The organism is Halostagnicola alkaliphila (assembly GCF_055379965.1).
The window spans coordinates 297,663-324,033 of sequence record NZ_AP043827.1 but is presented as its reverse complement, the minus strand read 5'-3'; the positions used below and the strand labels follow the sequence as shown (position 1 = coordinate 324,033).

Sequence of the window (26,371 nt, the reverse complement as noted above, 5' to 3'; positions counted from 1 at the left end):
TGTCGGGCGATACTGGAAGAGATGTAACTCGATATAGCACAAATAATAGGGTTTATATTGTGCGAGAATTCACTCACATGTGAGAAAGAAACATACATAACACCATTACGTTTGTACCTTTGTAATGATATCCTACGATTTCAGTGAAAAACCTGAAAATACCGGCAGTATATTTATTGGTCTAGTAGTAAATTTGTTTGGAAGTTTTATAGCTATCTTCTCTTCCATATAACGATCTTAAGATATTATTAGACAATTCTGTAATACACAAAATGCGATCTTTACTGGTGATTGATTTAGAACTATCACACCAAACCATGGTAGGGTTTTTATGTATGCGATTGGAGTTGCCAAATATGGTAACTGGCGTTTGGATAGTCGGTGCGAGGGGAAACGTAGCAAGCATGGCGATAGTAGGGGCCAGAGCTATCGCACGGGGTGTTGTCGATACGACGGGAATGGTGACGGCGCGGGATCCAGTAACGTCCCTCGACCTCCCCGACGTCGATCAACTGGTCTTCGGCGGCCACGACATCCGAACCCAGAGTATCGAACAAACGGCCCAAGCGGCACACGAAGCAGGGTCCGTCCCGAAACGAGAGACGCTAGAGGCGGTTCGTGAAGACCTTCGCGAGGTGGACGAACGGGTTACTATCGGAACCGCACAGCAATGTGGCCGAGTAGTCGAAGAACTTTCAGACGAGCAATCGACAGAGGAGACAACGATAAGTGACGTTATCTCGCAAATACGCGACGACTACACCGATTTTATCGAAAAACAGGACGTGGACCGATTAGTTGTCGTCAACGCCGCCTCGACCGAACCGATGATCGAGGCACCAGAGCAGTACAAAACGCTGGCGGACTTCGAAACTGCGATCGAGAACGACGACCGGAATCTCCCTGCGAGTACGCTTTATGCATACGCAGCACTGGTCGATGAACACCCGTACATAAACTTCACGCCCAGTACTGGATCAGCACTGGGCGGACTTCGAGAGTTAGCCGATAGGAAAAACGTTCCACACATGGGCCGAGACGGGAAGACCGGCGAGACGCTGGTCAAATCGGCACTCGCACCGATGTTTGCCGGCCGAAACCTTCGGGTCCTCTCGTGGGAAGGACACAACATCCTCGGCAATACTGACGGTCAGGTTCTCGAGGACGATGCGAACGCCGCCGGAAAGCTTTCGACGAAAGGCGACGTCCTCGAGTCGATCCTCCCGGAGATCGGTCACAATCGGGTCCGAATCGATTACACGCCGTCTCTCGGAGATTGGAAGACAGCCTGGGATCACATCCACTTCGAGGGCTTTCTGGAAACGGAGATGAAAATGCAGTTTACCTGGGACGGGTCCGATTCGGCGCTCGCCGCGCCGCTCGTTCTCGATCTGATTCGTCTCGCCGCCCACGCTGACGAACACGGTGAGGGCGGACTCCAACCCCACCTGGCGTCGTTCTTCAAAGCGCCGATTGGGGTTGAGGAACACGATTTCTCCCGACAGATGAGCCGATTGTACGAGTACGCTGAGCGCCATACCGAGTTGGAGTAATCGAATACGCATGACAGACACTACCCACTCAGGTTCCGATTACGAAGAGGAGACGACGAACAGCAACGACGATTCGAACAGTGCCGATCGGATGATCGTTCTCGACATCGTCGGCCTACAACCGCATCATATCGACACCGAACGAACGCCGACACTTCGCTCGCTCTTCCCCAAAGAGAACGTGACTGATCTTCGGCCGGAGTTCCCCGCCGTGACGATCCCTGCTCAGACCACACTCGCGACCGGGCAAGGGCCTCGAACGCACGGAGACGTTTCGAACGGAGAATACGACCGCGAGCGCGACGCAGCCGAACTGTGGGAACGCGACCGCGCCGATCGTAACCGGATCTGGGAGGCCGCGAGCGACGATGCCGGACTGACGACCGGCGTCTTGTTCTTCCAGCACCTGATCGGGACGAGTGCCGATGTCGCGGTCACCCCTTCACCGATCGAAGACGAGGACAACAATATCCTCGAGATGAACTGTTGGACGAACCCCGATGAGTTCTACGACGAACTTCGAGAGGAGTACAACCACTTCCCGCTGCACAACTACTGGGGTCCCGGTGCGAGCGCGGAGAGCACCGAGTGGATTCTCTCGGCCGCAACTGAAGCCATCGAACGAGCGGATCCCGACCTCCTCTGGATATACGTTCCACACCTCGATTACGCCGGCCAGAGCGACGGCCCCGGATCCGACGCGTTCGAGGAGGAACTAACAGTCGTCGACGATCTCATCGAGGAGTTCCTGTCCGGACTCACCGGGACGGATCGCTGGGATGAGACCATCGTGAACCTCGTCAGCGAGTACGGCTTTCACGACGTGGAACGGCCGATATTCCCCAACCGCGCGTTTCGCGAGGCGGGCCTCCTCGAGACGGACGCGGACGACGACGTCGATCTGTCACGATCGGACGCCTTCGCCATGGTCGATCACCAGATCGCTCACGTCTACGTCGCGGAGGAGGCGATGGACGAGGCACGCGATGTCGTCGCCGACCTCGAGGGAATCGACGTCGTCCTCGAAGAATCCGGAAAGGCCGAGTACGGAATCGATCACCCCGACTCGGGCGAGTTCGTCCTGATCGCCGATACCGACGCGTGGTTCCAGTATTACTGGTGGGACGACCGCGAGGATGCACCGCCGTACGCGGGCGACATGGACATCCACAAAAAGCCGGGATTCGACCCCTGCGAACTGTTCTTCGGCGACGAGGGGTTAGTGTCGCTCGATCCGACGAAGGTGAGCGGGTCCCACGGGCGCGTCGACGAGTCGGCGTACGGTTGCTACGGGCTCGGCGGTCCAGCAGCACCCACGCTCGAGTTGGACGAACCCGCCGATGCGTTGGATGTGACGCCGACCATTACGGATCTACTCGGGATCACCGACGCAGTTTCCATCCCGTTCGAACGGTCGTCGCTCCTCGACTAATCGACGCCGTGTAGTTGCCACCTCCTACTTCCGTATGAATTGACGTCGATGCCCGATTCAGTAGGACCGGTTTTCCGTCGATATCGATAACGACGTGTTTTCAACTGATTGAAAGACGCGACGGAAAAGAGGATGCAAATCCGGTCACAGGGCGGTTCTGATAACTAGATAGATAATTGAACTATGATGCGGTGTCTCACCACAAGGCTTTTTTAGGTTGGTTCTGCAGTAAGGGGTATATGTCTGATCAGAGGACTGGAGAAGAGAGTGCATCTAACAGCAGTAACAAACGTCGTCTCCTGCAGGGGATTGGAGGACTCGGCGCTATCGGATTAGCCGGTTGTGCGGACGAGACTGACGAGGAGGAAGACGAAAACGGGGAAACCGAACCGGATCCGGACGCCGCAACTAATTGGGATAACTACGCCGTCACCGAATTGGACGTCCACGACAACATGATGTCGATGGATATCGCCCCAGACGGACGTGTCTTCTACATTACTCGTGGAGCTACGTTCGGTGAGGAGGGAGACGGGACCGCTCGAGTCAATTACGTCGATCCGGACTCCGAGGAGACGGGAACCGCGCTCGAGCTTCCCGTTCGTATTACAGACGAAGACGGCGGACAAGGGCTCGTCTTCGATCCGGACTTCGAGGAGAACAACTACGTCTACATCTTCTACACGCCGACGGAGGACGCCACCGAGGACATCGGTGAGAGTCCGTACGCTGAATGGTACGATCCCAGCGAGGACGAAGAGCACGACGGAATCGATCACTCGTACATGCTGGTGTCCCGATTCGAGATGGAAGACAGTGAGATCGACGCCGACACTGAAGAGGAAATCATCCGAATCCCGTATCAGCGCGATCTCTGTTGTCACCTCGGTGGCTACCTCGAGTTCGGTCCGGAAGGGGAACTCTACATTTCGACCGGCGACGACTCCAACACGTTCGAATCGGACGGATTCATTCCGATCGACGATCAGGAAGCACGACACCCGGCGTTCGACGCCCAACGTACCTCCGGAAACACGGCTGACCTCCGCGGGAAGATACTCCGAATCATCCCGGAAGACGACGGTTCGTACTCGATCCCGGACGACAACTTGTTCACCGAGGATCAGGGCTACGGTGACGAAATCGAGGAAGGGGTCGTCAAACCGGAAATTTACGTGATGGGACTGCGGAACCCATACACCATTGCTGTCGACGAAGAGACCGGCTTTCTTCACGTCGCTGACTACGGACCGGACGGCGAAGACTGGGATAGCGATCGTGGACCCATGGGGCTCGTCGAGTATCGACAGATCTGCGAAGCGAGCAACGCCGGTTGGCCGTTCTTCCACGCGTACTATCCGTACCGACGGTACGATTTCGAGACGGAGGAATCCGGTCAGCCGTTCTGGCCCGACAACCTCAGAAACGACTCCGCGAACAATACGGGACTCGAAAAGCTTCCGCCGGTTACGCCGGCCGACGTCTGGTTCCCGGAGAGTTCGGACAGCTACGTCGAAGCCCCGGACTGGGTCGACATGCCGAAGCCCGGCGAAGTCTCGTGGCCTGAGTTCCCGGACGGTGGGTCCGCAAACACGGGACCACGCTACCGGCACTCCGACGAGTACGGAGAGGGTGCATTGGATCCATACTTCGACGGTAAGCAGTTCATCATGGCACCGTTCAACGACAACTGGATGGGATACCTCACGTACAACGACGACGGGAGTATCGACGTGAACGAATTCCTGCCGGACGAAGAGTTCGAGACGCCGAACGACATGGAGTACGGTCCAGACGGTCGGTTGTTCCTCCAGACGTACGGTCCGGGATTCAGCGGCGAGGACGGCCGCATATTCATGATCGAATACGAGGCCTAACCAGTTGAACGATAGCGGCAACTGAAGAGTCGGACAAACCGGACGAGAAACGCCCATAAACGGGAAAGCACCTCTTTCTCGCGGCCGAAGCGATCGTCAGCCTGATTTCGGTCGTGACAAACTAACAGCGTTCGGTGGCGACAAGAATCTCAACGAGACACAGAGCTACGGGACACGCCAAATCATCCGAGAAACCGACAGAACACAACCAAAACGCCACCAGATCCGATCGAACTCGAGCGGATCAGTAGCGAGGATTTCGAACCGCGAACTCGGTCAGGACGTCTCGATCCACTCGTTCCGTTCGTCGGCGCGTTCGATCGCATCGAGGAGTTCCTGAACGCGGTACCCTTCTTCGAACGACGGCGTATGCTCGGTCCCCTGTGCGACCGACGAGAGGAACTCGTAGTTCGTATGAACGAACGTGTGTTCCCAGCCGAGGATGTGTCCTGCGGGCCACCAGTGATCGACATACGGATCGCTTTCGTCGGTAACGAGAATCGTCTGGTACCCTCGATCGTCGACGCCCTTGTACTCGAGTTCGTTGAGGCTCTCGAGCGAGAACCGCAGACTTCCTTTCGAGCCGTTCACCTCAATGCTGAGATCGTTCTTGTGACCGCTCGCGTAGCGACTCGCTTCGATGTTCGCCGTCGCACCGTTCTCGAGTTGCGCCTGTGCGGTGAACGCGTCGTCGACGGTCACGTCCCGGACTTCTGACCCGTCAGCCGTTGGCCGCTCCGAAACGAACGTCTGTAGGTTGCCACTAATTCGTTGGAAGTCGCCGGCTTGCTCGCCGACGAGAAAGCGGACCAGATCGATCGCGTGCGATCCGAGGTCGCCGAGCACGCCGCTGCCCGCCATCTCCTCGTCCAGTCGCCAGCTCCACGGCGCGGTCGGATCGGTCAACCAGTCCTGAAGGTACGTCCCGCGGACGTGACGGATCTCACCGAGGTCGCCCGATTCGATCAGCTCTTTGGCGTACTGGATCGCGGGAATGAAGCGGTAGTTGAACGTGACGCCGGAGATTCCCGAGGATTGACTCGCCGCGTCGCGCATTCGAGTCGCGTCCTCGAACGTGTGTGCGAGCGGTTTTTCACAGAAAACCGACGTTCCGGCCTCGAGTGCTTCGATCGAGGGGTCGGCGTGAACGTGATTCGGACCGAGGTTGTAGAAGACATCGACCTCGTCGATGACCGCTCGCCAATCGGTGCTCGTTCGTGCGAACCCGAGTTGGTCAGCGGCGTCGTCCAATGCTTCCTGGTCCCGTCCGACCAGTACGTCCCGTTCGACTGTCGGTGCATCCGGAAAGAACATCGGCAGTCGTTCGAGTGCGTTCGAGTGTGCTTTTCCCATGAATCGATACCCCAGCATTCCGATGGATAGTTCGTCGGTCATTGTTGTATTACGTCCAGTAGACTTCGCCAGGTGTCGTTTCGAAGACTGTTCGGTCGAGTAGCTCGATCGCTTTCTCTAACCCTTCTCGGGAGGAGGTAAGCGAGTCCTCGTGTTCGATCGAAAGCGCACCGTCGTACTCCACCATCCGCAAGGTGGAGACGACGTCCTTCCAGAACTCCTCACCGTGGCCGTACCCGATGGATCGGAACAGCCACGACCGATCGACTTCGTCAGTGTACGGCGTCGTGTCGAGAATTCCTTTTTCGCGGACCTGTGACGCGTACGTCTTGACGTCCTTTGCGTGGAAGTGATGAATCGCATCGGCGTCGCCGAGAAGGCGAATAGCGTCGGTGGTGTCTATTCCCTGCCAAATCAGATGCGACGGATCGAAGTTCGCGCCGATCCGGTCGTTCGTCGCCTCTCGGAGCCTGAGTAAGCCGCGAGGCTCGTGGACGAGCATGTTGGGATGCATCTCGATTCCCACGTTGACTCCGTGATCGTCCGCGAACGCCGCGAGTTCCGACCAGTACGGAATCGCAACCTCGTTCCACTGGTACTCGTGGGCGTCGTGGTGTTCGTTCGGCCACGGTGCGGTAATCCAGTTCGGCACTTCGTCGTTCGGGCCGCCGGCGGGCAGGCCCGAGAACGTGTTTACGGTGTCGACACCCAACTGCGATGCGAGTCGAATCGCTTCGCGGAGTTCGTCGTCGGCCTCGGCACCCTTCTCCTCGTCCGGATGGATCGGGTTGTTATGAACTGACAACGCCGAGACGTATAGGTCGTGTTCGTCAAGCGCTGTTTGTAGCTCTCGTTGTGCTTGCTCGTCGTCGAGATACTCGTCTCGAGGGAGATGTGCGTCGCCGGGAAACCCGCCGCAACCGAGTTCCACCGCACCCACACCGTGATCGGAAAGGTACGCGAGCGCGTCTGACAGTGATTCATCGGCAAGCGCTACGGTTAGAACACCTATGTCCATAGCTACACTGTTAGGAACAACTACCTAAAATATGACGATCTAGTCATTTGCTAGCACGGTAGTAGCTGATTTGTAGCTTCCAGACGGAGTGTAACGGAACGAGCAACTAATCGAACTATCGCTTCGCAGGTCCATCGACCGCTAACAGAGCGGTGTGAAAAGTGGTGAAAGCTATCTCGAACATGAGTAATTTTATAATGTATGAAAACTACCTGGGTAGTGTAATGGTACCAAACATGGATACGCGGAACGGATCCGATGATACGCAACGCCATTCGTCGACGACTGGGGTTAGTCGACGGACGGTTCTCGCATCCGGGGCGGCCGGAATCGGAACTGCAGCGCTGGCCGGATGTATGGATGGCGCCTCCGGGGGAGGAGAAACGAACATCGCCGTCATCTCGAGTCCTGCCGGCTTCGGTGACAACGCGTTCAACGACAATGCGGTAAGCGGTCTCGAGGACGCCGAGGACGACTTCGATCTCGAATTTACGCAGGTCGAGGAGCGAAGCGAATCCAATTATCCGTCAGTGCAGGCCAACACCGCCGAGGGCGACTACGATCTCATCATCTGTATCGGTGACAACCACACGGACGCACTCGTGGAGAACGCCGACGAGTATCCGGACCAAAACTGGATGCTGATCAACAACGTTGTCGAAGGTGCCGATAACGTTTCCGGATGGATCGAGATGAACAACGAGATGTCGTTCCTGGCCGGCGTCGCAGCCGGAACGCTCACGCAGGAAGACATACAGCACGAGGATAGCTCCACCGATCCGGACGAAAGCATCGTCGGGTTCGTCGGTGGCGAAGAGATCGACTTGATCGAAGCGTACGAAGTCTCGTACATCGAAGGCGCCGAGTGGGTCGACGAAGACATCGAGGTTCTCGACGGCTACGGCGGGAGTTTCGACGACGCCTCAGCAGCGGCGAATGCGGCGGAGTCCCAGATGGACGCCGGAGCCGACATCGTTTGGCACGCCGCTTCGTCCGCCGGGCAGGGTGTTTTCTCGGCCGCACAGGACAACGATCGCTTCGCGCTGGGCGTCGACACCGATCAGTCCGAGTCGGATGATTATCAAGACGTCATCCTCGGTTCCGCGGTGAAGGCCCTCAACGAGGCGACCTACGACATGGCGGAAGCAGTCGCCGAAGACAACTTCGGAGACTTCGTCGGCGAACAGAACCTCAGCCTCGAAAACGGTGGAATCGATTTCGTCGTCGGTCGAGCCTTCGACGGCGAACTTCCCGACGCTCTCGACGAGAATATCGAAGAAGCGATTCAGGCGTTCGAAGACGACGAGATCGACCTCGAGTGCGGACCAACCGGCTGTTAACGCCGCCGTCTTTTCAGTCCATATTTATGGGTGAGTTTCCAATAACAGACCATGACTACAAGTAACGCACCTCCAGCCGTCCAACTCGAGGGAATCACCAAACGCTTCGGGGATGTCGTCGCCAACGACGAGGTCGATCTCACGCTCGAGCAGGGCTCGATTCACGCGCTGCTCGGTGAGAACGGATCGGGAAAGACGACCCTGATGAGCGTACTCTACGGATTGTACGATCAAAACGAGGGGACGATCATCGTCAACGGCGAAGAACAAACGTTCCATTCGCCGCGAGACGCGATGAGCGTCGGAGTCGGAATGATCCACCAGCACTTCCAACTCGTCGAGCCGATGACCGTTCTGCAGAACATCATTTTAGGTCACGAGCCGACTGAAAACGGATTAATCGACGAGTCCGTCGCCAGAGACGAAATCAAGGATATTTGTTCTCGATACGGATTCAGTATCGACGAGGAGTTAGATACGCAGATCCGCGATCTCGATCTCGGCGACCGACAGCGCGTCGAAATCGTCAAAACACTGTACCGGGGAGCGGAAATTCTCATTTTCGACGAACCGACGGCGGTTCTCACTCCACAGGAGGTCGAGGGGTTAATCGACCTGCTGAACGATCTCGCGGATGCCGGCCACTCGATGATATTCATCTCGCACAAACTGGATGAAGCGCTGACGGCGGCCGACGACATCACCGTTCTCCGGGATGGAGAGTCGGTCGGAACCGTCAAGGCCGCGGATACTACCGAACAAGATCTAGCGCGGATGATGGTCGGTCGAGAGGTAATGTTCGATCGACAGCCCCGGGAAGCGACCTCCGGCGAACCCGTTCTCGAGGCGAACGAGGTCCACGTTCGGGACGACCGTGATATCGAGAAGGTTGCCGGCGTCGACCTCACCGTTCGATCTGGAGAAATTCTGGGCATCGCGGGCGTCCAGGGGAACGGCCAGACCGAACTGGTCGAAGGATGTACCGGACTGCGATCGCTCGAGTCGGGATCCGTCCGGTTTGCTGGCGAAGACGTCACGAAAATGAGTCGCCGGCAACGTATCGAGGAAGGAATCGCGTACATCCCCGAGGATCGACAAACGGAAGGGCTCGTCCAGGATTACAGCCTCGTCCGAAACGCACTGCTCGGGAACCAGACCATCGAACCGTACGTCAGTGACGGCATTATCGATTGGGCGGCCGTCCGGGAGCACGCGGAAGATATAATCGAGGAGTTCAACGTTCGCCCACCGAACACCGATGCCGAAGCGGCATCTCTGTCCGGCGGCAACCAACAGAAGTTCATCGTCGGCAGAGAGATCGGCCACGATCCGGATCTCATATTCGCGTCGCATCCGACGCGCGGTGTCGACATCGGCTCGATCGAGTTCATCCACAACCGGCTACTCGAACTCCGCGAGGACGGATTGGCGATCGTCGTCGTCTCGTCGAAGCTCGAAGAAATTCAAAAACTCTCCGATAGAATTGCAGTCATGTACGAAGGCGAATTTATCGACATCGTCGATCCGGACAACGTAACGGAAGAGCAACTCGGCCTCCTGATGGCCGGCCAGCGTCTCGAAAATGAAGGAGAACTATCGGAACAAGAATCGAAGGGAGGAGCACAGGCATGAGCAGCGCTGACTCGAGCGGAGCCAGAGCGGTACTCGACCGCGCCGCAGATCGGATGCTAGACGCGGGCGTACTCGAGCGGGTCGGGATCGCGATTGCCTCGACGACCCTGGCGCTTTTGATCGGCCTGGGTATCGTCGCCCTGGCCGGGTACAATCCTGCGTTGTTCGCCAACCAGTTGATTATCGGCGCGATCGGAAGCGAGGCGGCGATGGCACGAACGTTACGGTTATCGACCCTGTTTATTCTGACCGGCGTCGCCGTGGCAGTCGCGTTCCGAGCGGGCGTGTTTAACATCGGCGTACAGGGCCAGTTCATCGTCGGCGGGATCGCCACCGTCATGCCGATCGTCTGGCTCGCACCACTACTACCGAGTGGACCACTCGCGGGTGTTGTACTGATGCTCATCGGAACGATTTCGGGCATTATCGCAGGTGGGTTGTACGCGGCACTTCCCGGCGCGTTGAAAGCCTACGCCGGGGCGAACGAGATCATCACCACCATTATGCTGAACTTCATCGCGATCGGTGTCGTCGGCTGGCTCGTTATGGGCTGGTTCCAAGATCCGAACGCGCCATCGACGAGAACGGAACAACTTCCGGAGTACGTCGGACTCCCGCAGATCGTCTTTAGCAGTTCGAGTTTCTCCATCATCGGTCTCGGTATCACGATCGCTGTGGTCATACTCGTCGCAATCGTCATCGAACGAACCGGTTTCGGATACGACATGGTGACGAGCGGTCACCAGCAGTCGGCGGCGACGTACTCCGGCGTGGACGCCAAACGAACCATCGTCGCAACCATGACCTTCTCCGGGATGATCGCCGGTCTCGCCGGAGCTATCTTCGTAATCATGATAACTGGAACATTCACTAATCCGGACGGAATTAGTACGTACGGGTTCGACGCCATCGCCGTGAGTCTCCTCGCGGCGAACAACCCGATCGGCGTCATCCCGGCAGGGCTTTTGTTCGGCGGGCTCGATTCCGCCGGATCGCACATCCAAATTCACAGCGACGTCCCGGCTCAAATGATCGACGGTATCGTCGGACTCGTCGTTCTGTTCGTCGCCGCGCCGGAACTGTTCCGTATGGCCGCTGCTCGGACGGGTCTCGGAGGTGACGACCGATGAGCGTCGCTAGTTACACCAGTCAACGACGGGTTCAGATCGGTGCCCTCGGGCTCGTTGTTCTCATCCCTCTCATCGCCATCGGCATCGAGACGTCCCTCTTTACCTACGGGTTCGTCAACCGAGCGTTAGCGGTCGCGTCTCCGATCGCGATCGCGGCTATCGGGGGACTGTACGCCGAGAAAAGCGGCGTGTTTAACATTGGTCTTGAGGGCTTCATGATCTTCGGAGCGCTGACCGCGGCGGTGACGATGTTCAGACTCGGCGGCAGTTCGCCGGGACAGGGTTATATTTGGTTCGCTCTCGTCGCTTCGGTACTGGTGACGGTGATACTGGCCGCCATTTTCGCCGTGTTGCTCATCCGGTACAAAGCGGATCAGATCGTCGCCGGGTTAGCGGTCTGGTTTATTGGCCTCGGCTTCGCGCCGGTCATTGCAAACCTAATCTGGGAGAGCAGAAGCAGTGGCGGCCTCTCGAGTATTAACAATGTCGTCGTCCCGGGACTCGCTGAGGTTCCCGTTATCGGGCCGATCTTCTTCAACCAATCGCCGCTCATCCTATTGACCTTCGTTTTCGTCGCCGTTTCCTGGCTCTTCCTTTACCGAACTCAGTACGGCTATTGGATTCAGGCTGCCGGCGAAAACCCGGAAGCGTTGGATACCGCCGGTATCGACGTCAATCGCGTCCGGTACGCGGCGACGATTTTCTCCGGCGCGATGGCGGGATTAGCAGGTGCAGTGTTGCTCGCTCACCTCGGTAGCTTCAACGCTGCCGGAGACACGACGGTTGACGGCCGCGGCTGGCTCGGTATCGTCGCGTACCTCTTCGGGAACTACAATCCGATCGGGGCAGCTCTCGCAGCGCTCCTGTTCGGTGGACTGGATATGATAAGCGTTCAACTCCAAACGCTCGGAATCAACGTCTCGAGCAGGATCGTCAACCTGTTCCCGTACGTCATCGTGGTCGTCGTGCTCACCGTCTGGGGGAAAACGCAGATGCCTTCCTCCGTCGGAGAACCTTACGAAAGCGAAGACTAGCCAGCGAACGATTTTCGCTATTGCTGAAGCAATGTTCCGGGACAGGGCCGCGGTATCGGCATTTCGATACTAAAAGAAGGCGTTGGTCGTCTTTTCGGTTGCCCAGCGACGACTAGTGGCGATCCAAGCCTGAACTGATGAGTGAACCCGATAGCGGTCGACCGGTTTTACTCATCAGTCGACGCTTGGATCGGTACTAGGGGGTTTGCTTATTCGATCTGGATTTCACCGACCATTGCACTGGAGTGAGGTTCGCACACGTATTCGCTCATCTCGTCCGTCGCTTCAATTTCGAGCGTTTGTTCGTCGCCGAGATCCCGGATGATTTCCGTTTCGTAGTCTCGGACAGTGTCACCGTCGTCATCTCGAACGACGATGTTGTGCGGACCTGCGTCGTCGTTTTCCCACGTGAGATCGTACTCGTCGTCCTCGAAGAGAATCAACGTCGGATTTTGAACGTCGGCGATCATCTCAGGCTCTACGCCGACCCAACCGGAGGCGTCACCGAGCAATTTGATCGATTCAACGTCTTCCCACTCAGCCGGGTCGAGATCTTGTTCTACTTCACCGTTATCGTCACCGTTGTCCTCGCTTTCGTTGCCGTTCTCATCATCGTCACCGTTCGCTTCGTCACCGTTTTCCTCATCAGTTTCTTCGTCGTCATTCAGACATCCTGCTAGAAACGCTACAGAAGTGATTCCTCCGGCGAGTTTCAATGCTGTACGGCGAGATGTATGCTTAGCCATCAGTAAATTACCAGCTTCCGTGGATTATAAACGTTTTGTTGTGGCTGAGCCCGGTTTAGCGATGAGAACCCGGCACCGTGAGCGCATCCGTCAGCGTCCTGTTTAGAAAAGGAAGTAACACGAATGACCGTTCAGAACCACTATTAGCGATTAATTATGATATTGGTTATTGGTATGAGATAACATGCGAAAAGAGTGTATGATATCCATATATAACTACCGTGAAGAGTATATATCTGAAAATGCTAACATAAAATATTCCCTGATCCAAGATAGACGTATCGAATAAAATTGTGTAAGAAGAATCCATAGAGAGATGCCACCATATTCGAGAACGTATTACGCCTACAATTACATTATTTATAATTATGGCAATAGCGCGCTCCCATTCGAAGGCTTGTGTCTCTTATATTGTATTACAGAGAACGTCTCTTATAACGAAGATATCACCCGAGGAATCTCTTAGACTACTTCGATTTCACCGATCATCAATCCCTCGTGAGGTGCACAGACGTACTGAGCCATCTCAGTGGTCGCGACGAACTCGAGCCACTGGTCTTCGTCGGGGTCGTTCGTCATTTCGGTGGAGAGATCGTCGACGACGGTGCCGTCTTCATCTCGCACTTCGATGTTGTGAGAGCCGCCGTCGCCCGTCGTCCAGCCGAGTTCGTACGTTTCGCCTTCGACGAGGGTGAGCGTCGGGTTCTCCTCGCCGTCGATTTCCTCGGGTTGGATACCGATCCATCCGGCCGTCTGACCGTCGAGTTCGATGGCCGTGCCCGGTTCGATCGCTTCGTCCGGAACCGTGCCCTCGTCCTCGTCGCCGTCCTCGAGTTCGTCCGATTCCTCTGGACGTACCCACGTGTTTCGGAACTCCACATCGCTTCCGTCCTCGCGAAGCCGAAGCGGCTGTTCGCCGTGGGGCTGATACGACTCGAGTTCGCCCCCACCGTTCGGTCCGTCGACCTCGAGGCGAGTCTGGACGGCTACCCCGTTCAGCAGGGCAGTCACCTGTGCCGGCTTCTCGAGCTCTCCGTCCTCGAACCTCGGGGATTGCCAGAGAATGTCGAGTTGCTGCCACTCGCCGGGTTCTCGGACCGCGTCGTGATGCGGCGCAGCCTGGTGGGTGTAGGCGCCAGCCCATTCGTCGGGCTCGACGGGGTTTTCCCACGTATCCACGATGTTGATTTCGTAGTCGCCCATCATCAGGACGCCGCTCGAGCCGCGTTGGGTTCCTTCACCGTCGACATCCTCCGGGGTGCGATATTCCACGTGGAACTGTGCGTCGCCGTACTCGTCGTCGCTCTCCCAGTCGCCTTCGCCCGACTCGAGCGTGAACGCGTCGTCGATGAGGACATCGGCGTCTTCGGGCGGCTGGCCCGTCGTTCCGAATCCGCCGGGCCCGACCTGTTCGGGCTCCTCCCAACCGCCGCCGGACGTATCGTATTCGGGAATTACGTCCGGATGCTCGGAGTCCTCGACCGGCCGCTCGGGCAGGTCGCGATACCAGATGTTCCGGAAGTGAACGTGGTCGTCCTCGCCACCGTGGTCCTGAAGGGCGAATGGGACCTCCTCGAGGAACTCGCCGTCCTCGTTCTGTGGATGTCCGAACTCGTCGTCGTCGAAGTCATAAAGCGTGTCGTACCAGACGGGACCCGGGATGTCGAGGTGCATCTGGACGGCCACGCCGTTGAAGAACACCGACGTCTGCGGATATCGAACCACTTCGCCGTCCTCGAATCGCGGGCCGCGCCAAATGATGTCGAACTCTTGCCACTCTCCCGGCGGACGAATCGGAAGATCGAGCGGGGCGCTGCCGCCGCCCTCCTCCGCCATGTAGTACGACCCGGCGTAGCCGCTCGGATAGGTCGGGTTGTCGTAACTCTGGAGGATCTGGATCTCGTAGGTTTCCATCATGAAGACGCCGCTGTTTCCTGGCCCCTGGCCCTCGCCCTCGAGACCCTCGGGAACGCGCCACTCGAGGTGGAGGTGGACGTCACCCATCTCCGCTTGCGGTCGCAGGTCGCCAGTCCCTAACTCGACTTCGAAGTAGTCGTCGTGTTCGATCCACTCGGCGTCCTCTCCGTCGGGGTAGTGCTCCCAGTCCTCGAGCGTGGCGTCGTCACCGTTCCAGAGAACCGTCGCGTCTGCCGGCGGATCGCCGCTGAGTCCGCTTGCACCGGGTTCGACGCGTTCCGGTATCTCCGCTTCCGGCGAATCGCCCAGGTATTCGACAACGTGGATTCCGGAGTACATTCCCATCGTGACGAGACGACCGTCCGGAAGAAGGTCCATGTCGTACGCGCCTTCGATGGGATTGTCGGGAAGGAATTCGTCGATTTCGAGACTCCCGTCTTCGTTGTACGTGAAGTAACGAATGACGTCCTCGTTGCTCGGGTTCATGAAGAACTGTTTGCCCTCGAAGTACGGATCGAGGGCACCATCTCCGTAGTCGTCGGAGTAGCGGTAGGCGATGCCCGCGTCAGCCGAACCGCCAGCGTCCAACTGCGGCCAAGTGGTTTCACCGGGTCGTGGCATATCCGCCCAGGGGGCGACGTCCTCGTACGTTTCGAAATCCTGGGGATGCCAAGCGAGCGCCGGTGTCACGTTCGGAATGTTCTCGATTCCGGTGTTGTTCCGCGACCGGTTGCGGAGGTTGTCGAACCAGAACGGCTGTCCCGGCTCGCCGGCCTCGAAGTCGTACTGGCGGTTCGGGTAGTACCCCTTGAAGAACGGATGCCCGGCGTTGCCCGGCTTATCGAACAGGTGGTACGTCGCCTGACCCACCGTTCCGAGGTCCGGATCCCACTCGGTGGCGTCGTTGCCGTAATCGCCGATGAACAGGAATCCGGTGTGATGGTCGACGGTGATCGTGAAGGGGTTTCGAAGCCCCATCACGTAGAGTTCCGGGAGGAATTGCTCGTCGTCGTACGCCTCGCCGGTTTCTCCTTCCCACCATTCTTTGAGGTTTCCATCCGGAATCTCGTAATCGCCGTCATCCGTGGGCGTAATCCGCAGCACGCTCCCACGTAGATCAGCCGTATTTCCGGAGGTCCGCTGGGCGTCAGAGACGGCGGCGGGCCGGCCGCCGACGTGGCCCTCGCGTTCGTCGGTCATCGACCAGTTGACCTCGTCGTCGGGCGCGCCGACGTTGTTGGAGTCGTCGCCCGTCGTGATATAGAGGTCGCCCTCGGGCCCGAACTCGAGGTAGCCGCCGATGTGACAGCACGTCTCGAGCTGGAGCGGGATCTCGATGATGACTTCCTCGGACTCCGGATCGAGAACGTCCCCGTCCATTTCGAATCTGGAAACACGCTGAAGCATCGTCGTAATATCCTCGTGATACGGATTGTCGACGAGGTCGAAATCCTCGCTGGAAGGATGGTAGTAGACGTACACGTAGCCGTTTTGCTCGAAATCCGGATCGATAGCGACGCTCTGACCACCGAGCTCGCGGGCGTTCCCGCCCGTTACCTCCTCCGAACCGACGATAACGTCGAGTTCGAGCGCGACTTCGTGCTCGCCGGTGTCGGGGTCGACGTAACAGACCTCAGCCACGTCGTTTCCGTGGTCGACGAAATCAGCACCGCGTCCGATGTACCAGATTTGGCCGTCAGGATCGACTTCCATCGCCATCGCTTCGCCGCTCGCTTCCTGACCGAGGTCGTGGACATCGTAATTAGACCAGTCGGTGGCCGCATCCGCATCGATCTCCCACTCGTGTTCGCGGTGCCAGAGAACCTCGTCGTCGACCTCCCCGACCGTCAGCGTTGCGCTCCGTTCGTCGTCTTCGGTAGCGACGGTGACGGTGTGCTCACCCGGATCGAGTTCACTCGTCTCGACACCTTCGAAGGTGACGGTATCGAACTCGCCGGACTCGAGGCAAAGATCCTGTGAGTCGACGGTCTCATCGGCGACGAGCAACGAAACTTCCTGAGATACCTCGACGTTCCCGATATTAGTGATCGTCGCGCTGATGTCGACAGATTCGCCTTGGTCGACCGTCGTCTCAGAGAGTTCGAGATCGTCCACCTCGAAGAATGCTTCTTCGGGCGCGTCGACATCGATCTCCCCCTCCATATCCTCCGGATGTGGTTCACAGAGGTACGTCGACATCGCTTCGGTCGCCGTAAACTCGACGGTCTCCGTCTCGCCCGACTCCGAAATTCCGTCGGATGCGATGATTTCCTCACCGTCGTCGTCTACGATCGCGAAGTTGTGAAAGACACCGTCGGTGTTCGTCCACTCGAGGGTGTACGCTTCGTCTGCAACCACCGAGAGGTCCGGATTCGTTTCCCCTTCTATCGCCTCCGGCGAAACCCCTACCCACGCGTACTCGAGGTCTTCGTCACCCTCCGGCGGTCCGGCGTGATCCGGCGGTCCAGCATGGTCCGGTGCGTTGGCATGGTCCGGTGGTCCGGCGTGATCCGGCGGCCCCTGTCCGTTCTCATCCTGTATGGCTACTGCTTCGAGTTCGATTGTGTTAGTGCTCATTATCTTGTATAGTTACTGACTCGAGTCTCCGATTGCGATTGCCAATTCGTTCACAGCGACGACCGGCCGTCCATCGAAAAGCGAAGTCGATGGGAGCTCGCTCTGGATAACCGGTTGCGTACTGCTATTGGTTTCCATTCCACGACTGGCTCTGTCTCTCATGGTCCCATTCCAATAGTACCATCGAGACCATATCATAAATAATTACCTACTAATATAATGGGTCCTATTGTGTTGCTTACATTAAGATATCACGTACTGATTTGACCGGTTCAGTACGAAATGTGCCGAGGTAATCGCGTGCGTCAGTGATGCCGCCAATCGGTAGGTGTCAATCGGGGCTGCCCAATTACGGCCCATCCGTGCTCGAGTACTACATCACCGGGAAATTCACTTAGACAGTCGGTGGCGATAGTCAGTCAGCGAGCTTTGCGGGGTGGGTGTCAGCAGTCGGAATACCGGGGATACCGGCGGGATCCCACGGGTGGTTGATTCTGTTGAGCCACTCGCCAGCGTACTCGAACGAGTCGTACGGCTGCGGTGAGTTGTCGTACTCGTACACGAGGTGATCAACTTGGGATGCCTTGCGTGCAGCGGTCGCAATTGCTCGTTGGTTTAGATCGCCTCTGTGGATCTCCGTGAGAGCATCGTCGGCTTCGGACCAGTTCTTCATGTGTAGCGATTTGATCTTGTCCCCGTGTTCGACGATGTAGTTGAGCGGATCAGGACGATCGACGCCCGCGTAGACCCACGCCACATCGAGTTGGAGATAGACGTGATCTTCGATGTTCTCGATGAACACGTCGTAGGCTCGTTCGTCCGCATCGTCAAGGTACTCGAATTCGAACTCGTGGTTGTGGTACCCGAACTCGAAGCCGTGTTCGGCCATCAGATCCGCGGCCCCGTTAATGCGCTGTGCGAGTTCGATAACACTTTCTTCGGTATCCCACCCATCACGAATCGCAGGCTCGATGAGCGGCGGATTGCGACCGTCGTCGGCGAATTGTTCGTAGGTTTCGGCCATCCCCTCCGGATCGGCCTCGATATCGTCAATACTCACGTGTGCGCTACTCATGTGAAGGCCCGTCTCGTTTTGGGCCTCGAGCATCGCATCCGCGTCGTCGATCATGAACGGTTCGTACGAATCGAGGCCGGCGTCGGCACTCAGGTGGATCAGATCGGCGTTCGAGTACCCCTCGAGTTCGTTGAACGAGAAGAACTGGGAGCCGGTCGGGATTTCTCGCTCCTGATCCAGTTCTTCGAGGTCGGCCTGTACTCGTCGGATGGTTCGGGAATTGGTTCCGCCGTGAACCGATCCCGTCATGACGGCGCTCGCGACACCCGTCGCGCCGATACCCTGAAGCACTTGCCTTCGTTTGACGCTAAAATCATCGTCGTCTGAACCATTCCGTTCCCGTGACTTACGTGCCATAGAATAACAATTAGCAACAGATGTCTTAATGGTTTGGGTGAATTTACGGAGCGGATTTAGATAAGATTGTTTCGCTAGGATCAAACTGCTCGCAACAGCCTTTGGCGATTTCCAGACAGTATGGCGGAGTAGCTGTCTACTCGAGTCCCTCATGTCGCAACCATTGCTTCAACGTCTCTATTCCCCCGCCATAAAGTACGATAACGCGTGCCCACTAGAACGAGTGGACATCGGGTGCTGTCGAAGACGTATCACTCACGCTCGCAATAGAGATGCGTTTGACTACTATCACCAATTATCTTCCCGTTGTCTCCACACTGAGAATCATTGCGATCACTATGAACGATCAGAACCCGTCTTCGGAAGAAAATATCACGGAAGACAACGTCGGACCAACTAAAGGACAGCTTCTGTTGTAAGTCAGTATCGCTCCAAGAGATCGGGAACGGCTAATATATACGCAAGTGAGAGAGTTTATGTCTCATGAGTGAATATCACAAACACAATAAGGAATTTCATACAATCGGCATTACAATTGTATATTTGTAATGGAAAAGAGAGCGTTCCCCTATAGACGAACAAAACTGAGAATTATATTGAGTATGTTGATAGTGAATTGTTATTCCAAGATCGGTTCGAGGAAAACCCCGCTACAGCGAAGGCGGCAGTATCGATGTGGGTGGCCCCACCTCAGCAATAGCCACAATATTGAGAGAGAAACGAATGCCCGAAAATTGGTTACTAGAGCGCTACTGACGGACATTCCCGTTGCGTGCGATTGGGTAGACACGCCGCTTCCCGTGCGAGAAAAATCGCGGCTTCGGGGAACGACCGGTGGTTCCGCCTCAATTAGTCAACCTCGATATCACCCTGCATCGATTGAGGGTGGGGCTGACAGACGTAGCTCGCCATCTCCTCGGTCGCCGTGAATTCGATGGTTTCCGATTCGCCCTCGTACGGCGTCCCTTCGGACGAGAGTATCTCCCCACCGCTGTCGTTCTCGATCGCAAAGTTGTGAAATACGTCATCGGCGTTCGTCCACTCGACGGTGTACTCCTCATCTGCGATCAACGAAAAGGTTGGATTCTCCTCGCCCTCGATTGCCTCGGGGGAGACGCCGACCCATCCGCTGGTACTCCCTTCGAGTTCGATCACATTGCCGTCACTCCCGTCCTCACCGTCGCCATCACGGATCTCTATCCCGCAGAACATCGTCGCGTCCTCGAGTGAGACCGACTCGACCGACAGGCTCTCGTCGTCGACCTCGACGCCCTCAACGGTGTGGGAAACCGCGGTTCCGGTGTCCCCTGCCTCCGCGTAGATGTCGAACGCTTCGAGGACCGTCTCACCCTGTACCAGCACGTCAAAGACGCGCTCACCTACTTCATCTTGATTGCCGATTTCGGCCCAGTGCAACGTCACGTCGTACGTTCCGTTCTCGAAGTCGAACTCGAAGGAAAGGTCCTCCGCCCACAACTCCGTCTGGTACAGCGCGTCGTAGTCGGTGTTTTCGATCGAACCGTACGAATCGGAGTTATCCTCGGCAGACGCCGGCGGGTCGAACCAGGATTCGTCGGCAAACTCACCGTCTTCGTCGTAACTCGCCGATAGCTGTGGGACATCGTCGACGTCGTCTATGGCCTCGAACTCGAGATCGTCGATGACCACCGGCGTCTCCGAACCGGGATTTGACGGGTCACCGCCCGCGTTCATCCCGTACGGTGCCGACAGCGGATCTTCGGGTTCGGGTTCGGGCTCCCCGTCGGTCATGTACTCGATGAGGTGTATTCCGCCGTCGTCACCGGTGAAGCTTCCGGGGGTGGAGTCGTAGTCCATCAGGACGAGCCGTCCGTCGGGCAACACCTCCATGTCGGTCGGCGTCCCGAAGTCGTGATCGGGGAAGAACTCTTCGATATCGAGCGTCCCGTCCTCGTTGTACGTGAAGTACCCCATCCAACTGTCGTTGTACGGTGCCAGTACGAATTGTTTCCCTTCGAAGTACGGGTCGAGAGCGCCCTCGCCGAAGGAATCGGAGTACCGATAGGACGGGCCAGCATTCGCCGAACCGAGAGCCGGAATCTCCGGCCAGGTCGTTTCCCCTCGCCGCGGCATCTCCGCCCACTCGGGGACGTCTTCGTACGTCTCGTAATCTTGGGGAACCCAGACCAGCGCCGGCGTTGCGTTCGGAACGTTTTCGATACCGGTGTTGTTCGGCGATCGATTCCGAAGGTTTCCGGGCCAGAACGGCGGCCCGGACGTCCGGATGTCGAAGTCGTAGTAGCGATTCGGGTAGAACCCTTTGAAGTACGGAAACCCAGCGTTAGCCGGTTCATCTAACAAGTGGTACGTAGCCTGTCCGATGGTTCCGAGGTTGGGATCCCAGCTCGGCGCGTCGTTTCCGTAATCGGCGACGAACAGGAATCCGGTGTGATCGTCGACGTGGACGACGTACGGATTTCGGAATCCCATCGCGTAGATCTCCGGGAGTATCTCGTCCTCTCCGTACTCTTCGTCGGTCTCCCCCTCGTACCATTCTTTGAGGTTCCCGCTGGGGATTTCGTAGCCACCGTCCTCCGTCGGAGCGATTCGTAACACCTTCCCGCGGAGATCCGCCGTGTTTTGTGACGTCCGTTGTGCGTCGGAAATCGCGGCCGGACGATCGTTTACGTACCCCTCGCGTTCGTCTCCCGTAAAGTGGTGGATCTGGGGAGTGTCCTCGGACGGAACCCCGTCCTGATTCGTGTCGTCGCCGGTCGTCACGTAGAGGTCGCCCTCGGGACCGAATTCGAGGTAGCCACCGATATGACAGCAGCCGTCGATCTGCAGGGGTATCTCGAGGATAACCTCTTCGGAGTCGGGGTCGAGGACATCACCGTCCATCTCGAACCGCGAGACGTACTGGAGCATCCGCGTGATGTCCTCGTGGTACGGACTGTCGACGATTTCCATGTCTTCGCTCGAGGGGTGGTAGTAGACGTACACGTAGCCGTTGTCCTCGAAGTCGGGATCGATCGCGACGCTCTGAGCGCCCAACTCTCGAGGCGCGGTCCCGCCGCCGTGGTCCGCCGGCGTATCATCGGTGCCGCCGACGATAACGTCGAGTTCGAGCGCGATCTGTTGTTCGTCAGTAGCGGGATCGACCCAGCCGACTTCAGCCACACCGTCACCGTCGGTCGAGAAATTCGCACCGCGAGTTACGTACCAGATACGACTATCCGGATCGACGTCGATCGCCATCAGGCTGTCAATGTTGGATCCGATTTGTCTGGTGTGGTAATTGTCCCAGTCGGTAGCTTCGGACGGGTCCGTCTCCCATTCGTGATCGCGGTGCCAGAGCACCTCCGACGCTTCCGCCTCGACGGTGAGCGTGCCCTCCTGAGAGTCGTCGTCGCTGGAGACGGCGTAAATGTACTCGCCTTCTTCGAGGTCGCTCGTGTCGAAGTCCTCGAAGGTGACGGTTTCATCGGCGCCCGCCTCGAGACAGAGCTCCTGTGAATCGACGACCTCGTCGTCGAGAAGGAGGTTGATCTCCTGCGTGTCTTTCCGGTCGTCGACGTTCGTTATCGTGGCCGAGACGTCGAGCGCATCACCCTGTTCGACGGTCGTCTCTGCGGGATCGAGGTCGCTTACCTCGAAGACGGCTTCTTCCGGAGCGTCTACGTCGAGCTCACCCTGCATGTCGTCGGAATGAGGGTCGGAGCGGTACTCGGCCATCTCCTCGGTTGCGGTAAACTCGACACTCTCAGTTTCGCCCTCCGTTGCGGTTCCCTCGGATGCGAGGACCTCGTCACCGTCGTCGTCCGCGATTGCGAAGTTGTGATACTCCCCATCGGTATTCGTCCACTCGACGGTGTACGCTTCGCCCGCAGTTAGCGAAAGGCTCGGATTCGTTTCGCCCTCGATTTCCGCCGGTGAAATGCCTACCCACGCGTACTCGACATCACCGTCGTCATCAGGCGGACCGGCGTGATCCGGCGGCCCCTGTTCGCCCGCGTGATCCGGTGGACCTTGTTCGCCCGCGTGATCCGGTGGACCGTGCCCGCTAGTGTCATCTTGTACGGTTACTGCTTCGAGTTCGATTGTGCTGTTGATCATCGTTTTGTGTAATTACTGCTTCGCGTCCGATCGTGCGGTTAAAATCGCGCGCGCTTCTACACCATCGATCGCGTTTGCGCTCGGGAGTTCAGCTCCACTACCGTCTCCCGTTTGTTTGGTGAACGAATGGATACCGTTGCTCGTTTGCGCACATTGGTTGTCTTTATCTCTCATGCTGCCGTCTCCGGTAGCACTATTGAGAGCATGTTATAAATATCTAACTAGTAATGTAATGTATATATTACATACACGCTATAGGATACGTGTTCGCGCGATATTATCTACGCTCAACGGAGCGAGGAATGTACCGCAGTTCGGAGCACCACGGTATCGGTGGACACACCCTCTTCCCGACAAACCGCTTCATCGAACAGTACTATCGTCGCTAGCGGTGCTCTCGATAGTCTGTGAGTACTCCTCGAGCGACTGCGTTGAGCTATCGAGATCCAACTAGGACGAAGGAGATGAGGGGTATTCGGCGCGTATCTCGATTCTTCGACGTAGGCGAACAGCCCTCCTCGGGAGCAGTGTGTCCCCGTGCGTATCGCTCGCGCGAAGAGAAAAACATCAATACGTGCTCGCCGTTAGTCGATGTTTGGATCGTCGACAAATCGGTGATTTGGCTGTCGTGGTGTACCACTCAGAAATCGGATGCTGTCGAACGGCCTTTCCGGATGGTAGTACACGGTCTCCATCTATTGTGGAACCGGTCCAGTTGTACCCCAGTGGTCAACGCCGTCACTTATTGCGCTTGGTTGCTTTCCACGAAGGCGACAGATACCTCCCGTATGCCACCAAAACAATTAAGATGATAGTTGTTAATTGTTATTCTATGCCACGAAAGTCAAGCAGGCAGGATAGTTCAGGTAATGGAGGGCTCAACGTAAATCGCCGCCAGGTTCTCCAGGGTATCGGCGCGACGGGTGTCGCGAGCGCTGTCATGACGGGGTCAGCATATACTCGTAGTAGCCCGCAGACCGTCCAGCAGATACAGACCGATCTCACCGACTTGAACCCTGACAGGGAAATCCCGACCGGCGCCCAGTTCTTCTCGTTCAACGAACTCGAGGGGTACTCGAACGCCGATTTAATTCACCTGAGCGCCGACGCCGGCCTCGATTCGTACGAGCCACCCTCGATCGACGACGCGGATGCAATGCTCGAGGCCCAAAACGAGACGGGCGTGTACATGAGCAGCGCCCACGTCGATATCGAGGACATCGAGGAGGACCCGGAAGGGGTCGCCGAGACCTACGAGCAGTTCGCCCACGAGGGCGACAATCCGGCCCTCATCGATCCGTACTACGGGGGCGAAGAGTTCTGGTCCGACGAGGATAACGTCCTCGAGTTCGCCGAGCGCGTCAACGCGGTCGCCGACGAAATGGCCGACCACGGCTTCGAGTTCGGCTACCACAACCACGAGTTCGAGTTCCAACTCATCGGGGACGAGTACGCCTACGACATATTCGCTCAGGAGCTCGAGGACCACGTTCACCTCCAGCTCGACGTGGCGTGGGTGTTCGCCGGTGAGGAACGGCCGGATCCAATCCAGTTCATCCTCGAGTACGGCGAGAAGATCCGCTCACTGCACATGAAAAACTGGGAGGCTGACGATTCGCGTACCCACGGCGTTGGCGAGATGGGGAACGGCTCGCTGACGGAGATCCACGAAGGAGACCTCAGCATGCGCTCGATCGCCACCGTGGCGCGCAACGCCTCGAACGTCGAGCACCTCATCTACGAGTACGATAATTCGCCACAGCCGTATGACTCGTTCGAATACGCCGGGGAGTGGCTCAACGAGGTCAACAGTCCGTGGCGGCCCGACGGTATCCCGGGCATTCCTGGCGGGACGGTTCACCCCGCGATAGCCGAAGCAGAGGGAGACGGCGACTGGATCGATCTGTTCGACGGCGAGTCTCTCGACGACTGGACACCCAAAATTCAGGGTCACGAAGCCGGCGAGGACCCTCACGATACCTTCCGGGTCGAAGACGGATTGCTCAAAGTGCGGTACGACGAGTACGACGACTTCGACAACGAGTTCGGTCACCTGTTTTACGACGACGAGTTCTCGCACTACATCCTCCACGCCGAGTGGCGATTCCCCGAGGGTGAACAACAGGTGGACGGAGGTGACGCGTGGGCCTACAAAAATAACGGGCTAATGCTTCACGGTGAACTACCGAGCGAGATGGGGATCGACCAGGACTTCCCTCGTTCCGTCGAGTACCAGCTCGTCGGACCGAACGAAGACGGGTCGGACCGACCCCTCGGCGACGTCTGTACGCCCGATATGCAAGTCGAGGACCTAGACGGTGATATCGTCGACGCGCACTGTTGGCACGAGGCGACGGGCGATGCGCTGTACGCCGAAGAGACCTACGACGGTCACGATTGGGTGAGTACAACAGCCGTCGTTCGCGGTAACGAACTCGTCCAACACATCATTCGCGATCAGGGCATCGTCTTAGAGTATCAAAATCCGCAGCTGGAAGCCGATGGCACGATTATCGACGAGGGGACAATCTCCGTCCAGTCCGAAAGCCACCCCACCGATTTCCGAACGATCGAGGTGCTCGAACTCGATCCCGACGATGAGTTCGAACCAGGCGAAATCCCTGAGGAAGCTCAACGCCTGGTCGAGTAACCCCATTCCGATCACTTCCACACTCACACTACTCAGCTTGATCAGGTTGCCTTCGCATCGCTAACCTATCGAGCGTTGTGAACACCTCGAGTCACCCGCGGTGTTCACGTGGGAGACTCAGCATTCGAATACCCCTCGAGTTCGTTGAACGAGAAGAACTGGGCGCCGATCGGGTTTTCTCGGTCCTAATCCAGTTCTTCGAGGTCGGTCTGCACTCGCCGGATATTTCGGGAACTAGTTCCGCCGTGAACCGATTCAGTCATAATAGCGCTTGCGACACCTGTCGCGCCGATACCCTGTACACCCGCCTTCGTTTGACGCTGAAATCACTACCGTCTGGACTATCCCGTTTGCGCGTCTTTCGTGCCATGAAGTAACACTACCACAGCCAACGGAATTATTTTGGTGGGTTGCCGTCATCTTCACACAAACCGGTTCGGAGCGAATGCACCACCCGTGATGGCGTTTCCTGCGCTCCGAGTGGCTAACCGGTGTTGAGACACTCAGGGGATATTCAGCTCATCACGAGCATTCGAAGTACTCGTTCCAATCCGTGTTTCAGAATAACGTCAGCCAGTTAAACGG

General features: G+C 57.3%; 14 protein-coding genes. 8 read left to right on the top strand and 6 right to left on the bottom strand.

Features of this window, described 5'->3' with window-relative positions:
- Nucleotides 1-356: 356 nt before the first annotated feature.
- The 3 genes from ACZ5C7_RS23520 to ACZ5C7_RS23510 all read left to right on the top strand — a co-directional run bounded on the left by ACZ5C7_RS23520 (nucleotide 357) and on the right by ACZ5C7_RS23510 (nucleotide 4,862).
- Nucleotides 357-1,553 (top strand): inositol-3-phosphate synthase, encoded by a 1,197-nt coding sequence (locus ACZ5C7_RS23520; protein WP_464378601.1) that lies wholly within the window; start codon nucleotides 357-359, stop codon nucleotides 1,551-1,553.
- A 10-nt stretch (nucleotides 1,554-1,563) separates the two neighbouring features.
- Nucleotides 1,564-2,985 (top strand): alkaline phosphatase family protein, encoded by a 1,422-nt coding sequence (locus tag ACZ5C7_RS23515; RefSeq protein ID WP_464378600.1) that lies wholly within the window; start codon nucleotides 1,564-1,566, stop codon nucleotides 2,983-2,985.
- Nucleotides 2,986-3,224: 239 nt separating this feature from the next.
- The gene (locus ACZ5C7_RS23510) at nucleotides 3,225-4,862 is read left to right on the top strand and encodes a PQQ-dependent sugar dehydrogenase (RefSeq protein ID WP_464378599.1); all 1,638 of its coding nucleotides are present in this window, start codon (nucleotides 3,225-3,227) and stop codon (nucleotides 4,860-4,862) included.
- 276 nt (nucleotides 4,863-5,138) lie between these two features.
- Here the strand turns inward: ACZ5C7_RS23510 and ACZ5C7_RS23505 are convergent, their stop codons facing one another.
- Nucleotides 5,139-6,257: a Gfo/Idh/MocA family protein gene (locus ACZ5C7_RS23505; protein WP_464378598.1), complete on the bottom strand. Its 1,119-nt coding sequence runs from the start codon at nucleotides 6,255-6,257 to the stop codon at nucleotides 5,139-5,141.
- A 7-nt stretch (nucleotides 6,258-6,264) separates the two neighbouring features.
- Complete coding sequence (locus ACZ5C7_RS23500; protein WP_464378597.1) at nucleotides 6,265-7,233, bottom strand: sugar phosphate isomerase/epimerase family protein; 969 nt, start codon at nucleotides 7,231-7,233, stop codon at nucleotides 6,265-6,267.
- A gap of 236 nt (nucleotides 7,234-7,469) precedes the next feature.
- Here ACZ5C7_RS23500 and ACZ5C7_RS23495 point away from each other — a divergent pair, with 236 nt between their 5' ends.
- The 4 genes from ACZ5C7_RS23495 to ACZ5C7_RS23480 are packed head-to-tail and all read left to right on the top strand — an operon-like array spanning nucleotide 7,470 to nucleotide 12,369.
- Nucleotides 7,470-8,573, top strand: coding sequence for a BMP family lipoprotein (locus ACZ5C7_RS23495; protein ID WP_464378596.1), 1,104 nt, complete (start codon nucleotides 7,470-7,472; stop codon nucleotides 8,571-8,573).
- Nucleotides 8,574-8,624: 51 nt separating this feature from the next.
- The gene (locus ACZ5C7_RS23490; protein WP_464378595.1) at nucleotides 8,625-10,205 is read left to right on the top strand and encodes an ABC transporter ATP-binding protein; all 1,581 of its coding nucleotides are present in this window, start codon (nucleotides 8,625-8,627) and stop codon (nucleotides 10,203-10,205) included.
- Nucleotides 10,206-10,258: 53 nt separating this feature from the next.
- Entirely contained in the window at nucleotides 10,259-11,335 is a 1,077-nt protein-coding gene (locus ACZ5C7_RS23485; protein WP_464378840.1) for an ABC transporter permease, read from the top strand.
- Nucleotides 11,332-12,369 (top strand): ABC transporter permease, encoded by a 1,038-nt coding sequence (locus ACZ5C7_RS23480; RefSeq protein WP_464378594.1) that lies wholly within the window; start codon nucleotides 11,332-11,334, stop codon nucleotides 12,367-12,369. The genes ACZ5C7_RS23485 and ACZ5C7_RS23480 overlap by 4 nt, the downstream gene beginning before the upstream one ends.
- A 209-nt stretch (nucleotides 12,370-12,578) precedes the next feature.
- On the opposite strand, the gene ACZ5C7_RS23475 is transcribed toward ACZ5C7_RS23480, so the two are convergent.
- The 4 genes from ACZ5C7_RS23475 to ACZ5C7_RS23460 form a co-directional block, all read right to left on the bottom strand.
- Nucleotides 12,579-13,115 carry a cupredoxin domain-containing protein gene (locus ACZ5C7_RS23475; protein ID WP_464378593.1) on the bottom strand — a complete coding sequence of 179 codons (537 nt, stop codon included), beginning with the start codon at nucleotides 13,113-13,115 and terminating at the stop codon, nucleotides 12,579-12,581.
- Nucleotides 13,116-13,577: 462 nt separating this feature from the next.
- A complete protein-coding gene (locus tag ACZ5C7_RS23470) occupies nucleotides 13,578-17,609 on the bottom strand; it encodes a 3-keto-alpha-glucoside-1,2-lyase-like domain-containing protein (protein ID WP_464378592.1) in 4,032 nt (1,343 codons plus the stop codon).
- Between the two features lie 415 nt (nucleotides 17,610-18,024).
- A complete protein-coding gene (locus ACZ5C7_RS23465; protein WP_464378591.1) occupies nucleotides 18,025-19,041 on the bottom strand; it encodes a sugar phosphate isomerase/epimerase family protein in 1,017 nt (338 codons plus the stop codon).
- Between the two features lie 849 nt (nucleotides 19,042-19,890).
- Entirely contained in the window at nucleotides 19,891-23,136 is a 3,246-nt protein-coding gene (locus tag ACZ5C7_RS23460; RefSeq protein WP_464378590.1) for a malectin domain-containing carbohydrate-binding protein, read from the bottom strand.
- Nucleotides 23,137-23,968: 832 nt separating this feature from the next.
- Here ACZ5C7_RS23460 and ACZ5C7_RS23455 point away from each other — a divergent pair.
- Nucleotides 23,969-25,786: a 3-keto-alpha-glucoside-1,2-lyase-like domain-containing protein gene (locus tag ACZ5C7_RS23455; RefSeq protein WP_464378589.1), complete on the top strand. Its 1,818-nt coding sequence runs from the start codon at nucleotides 23,969-23,971 to the stop codon at nucleotides 25,784-25,786.
- Nucleotides 25,787-26,371 lie beyond the last annotated feature (585 nt).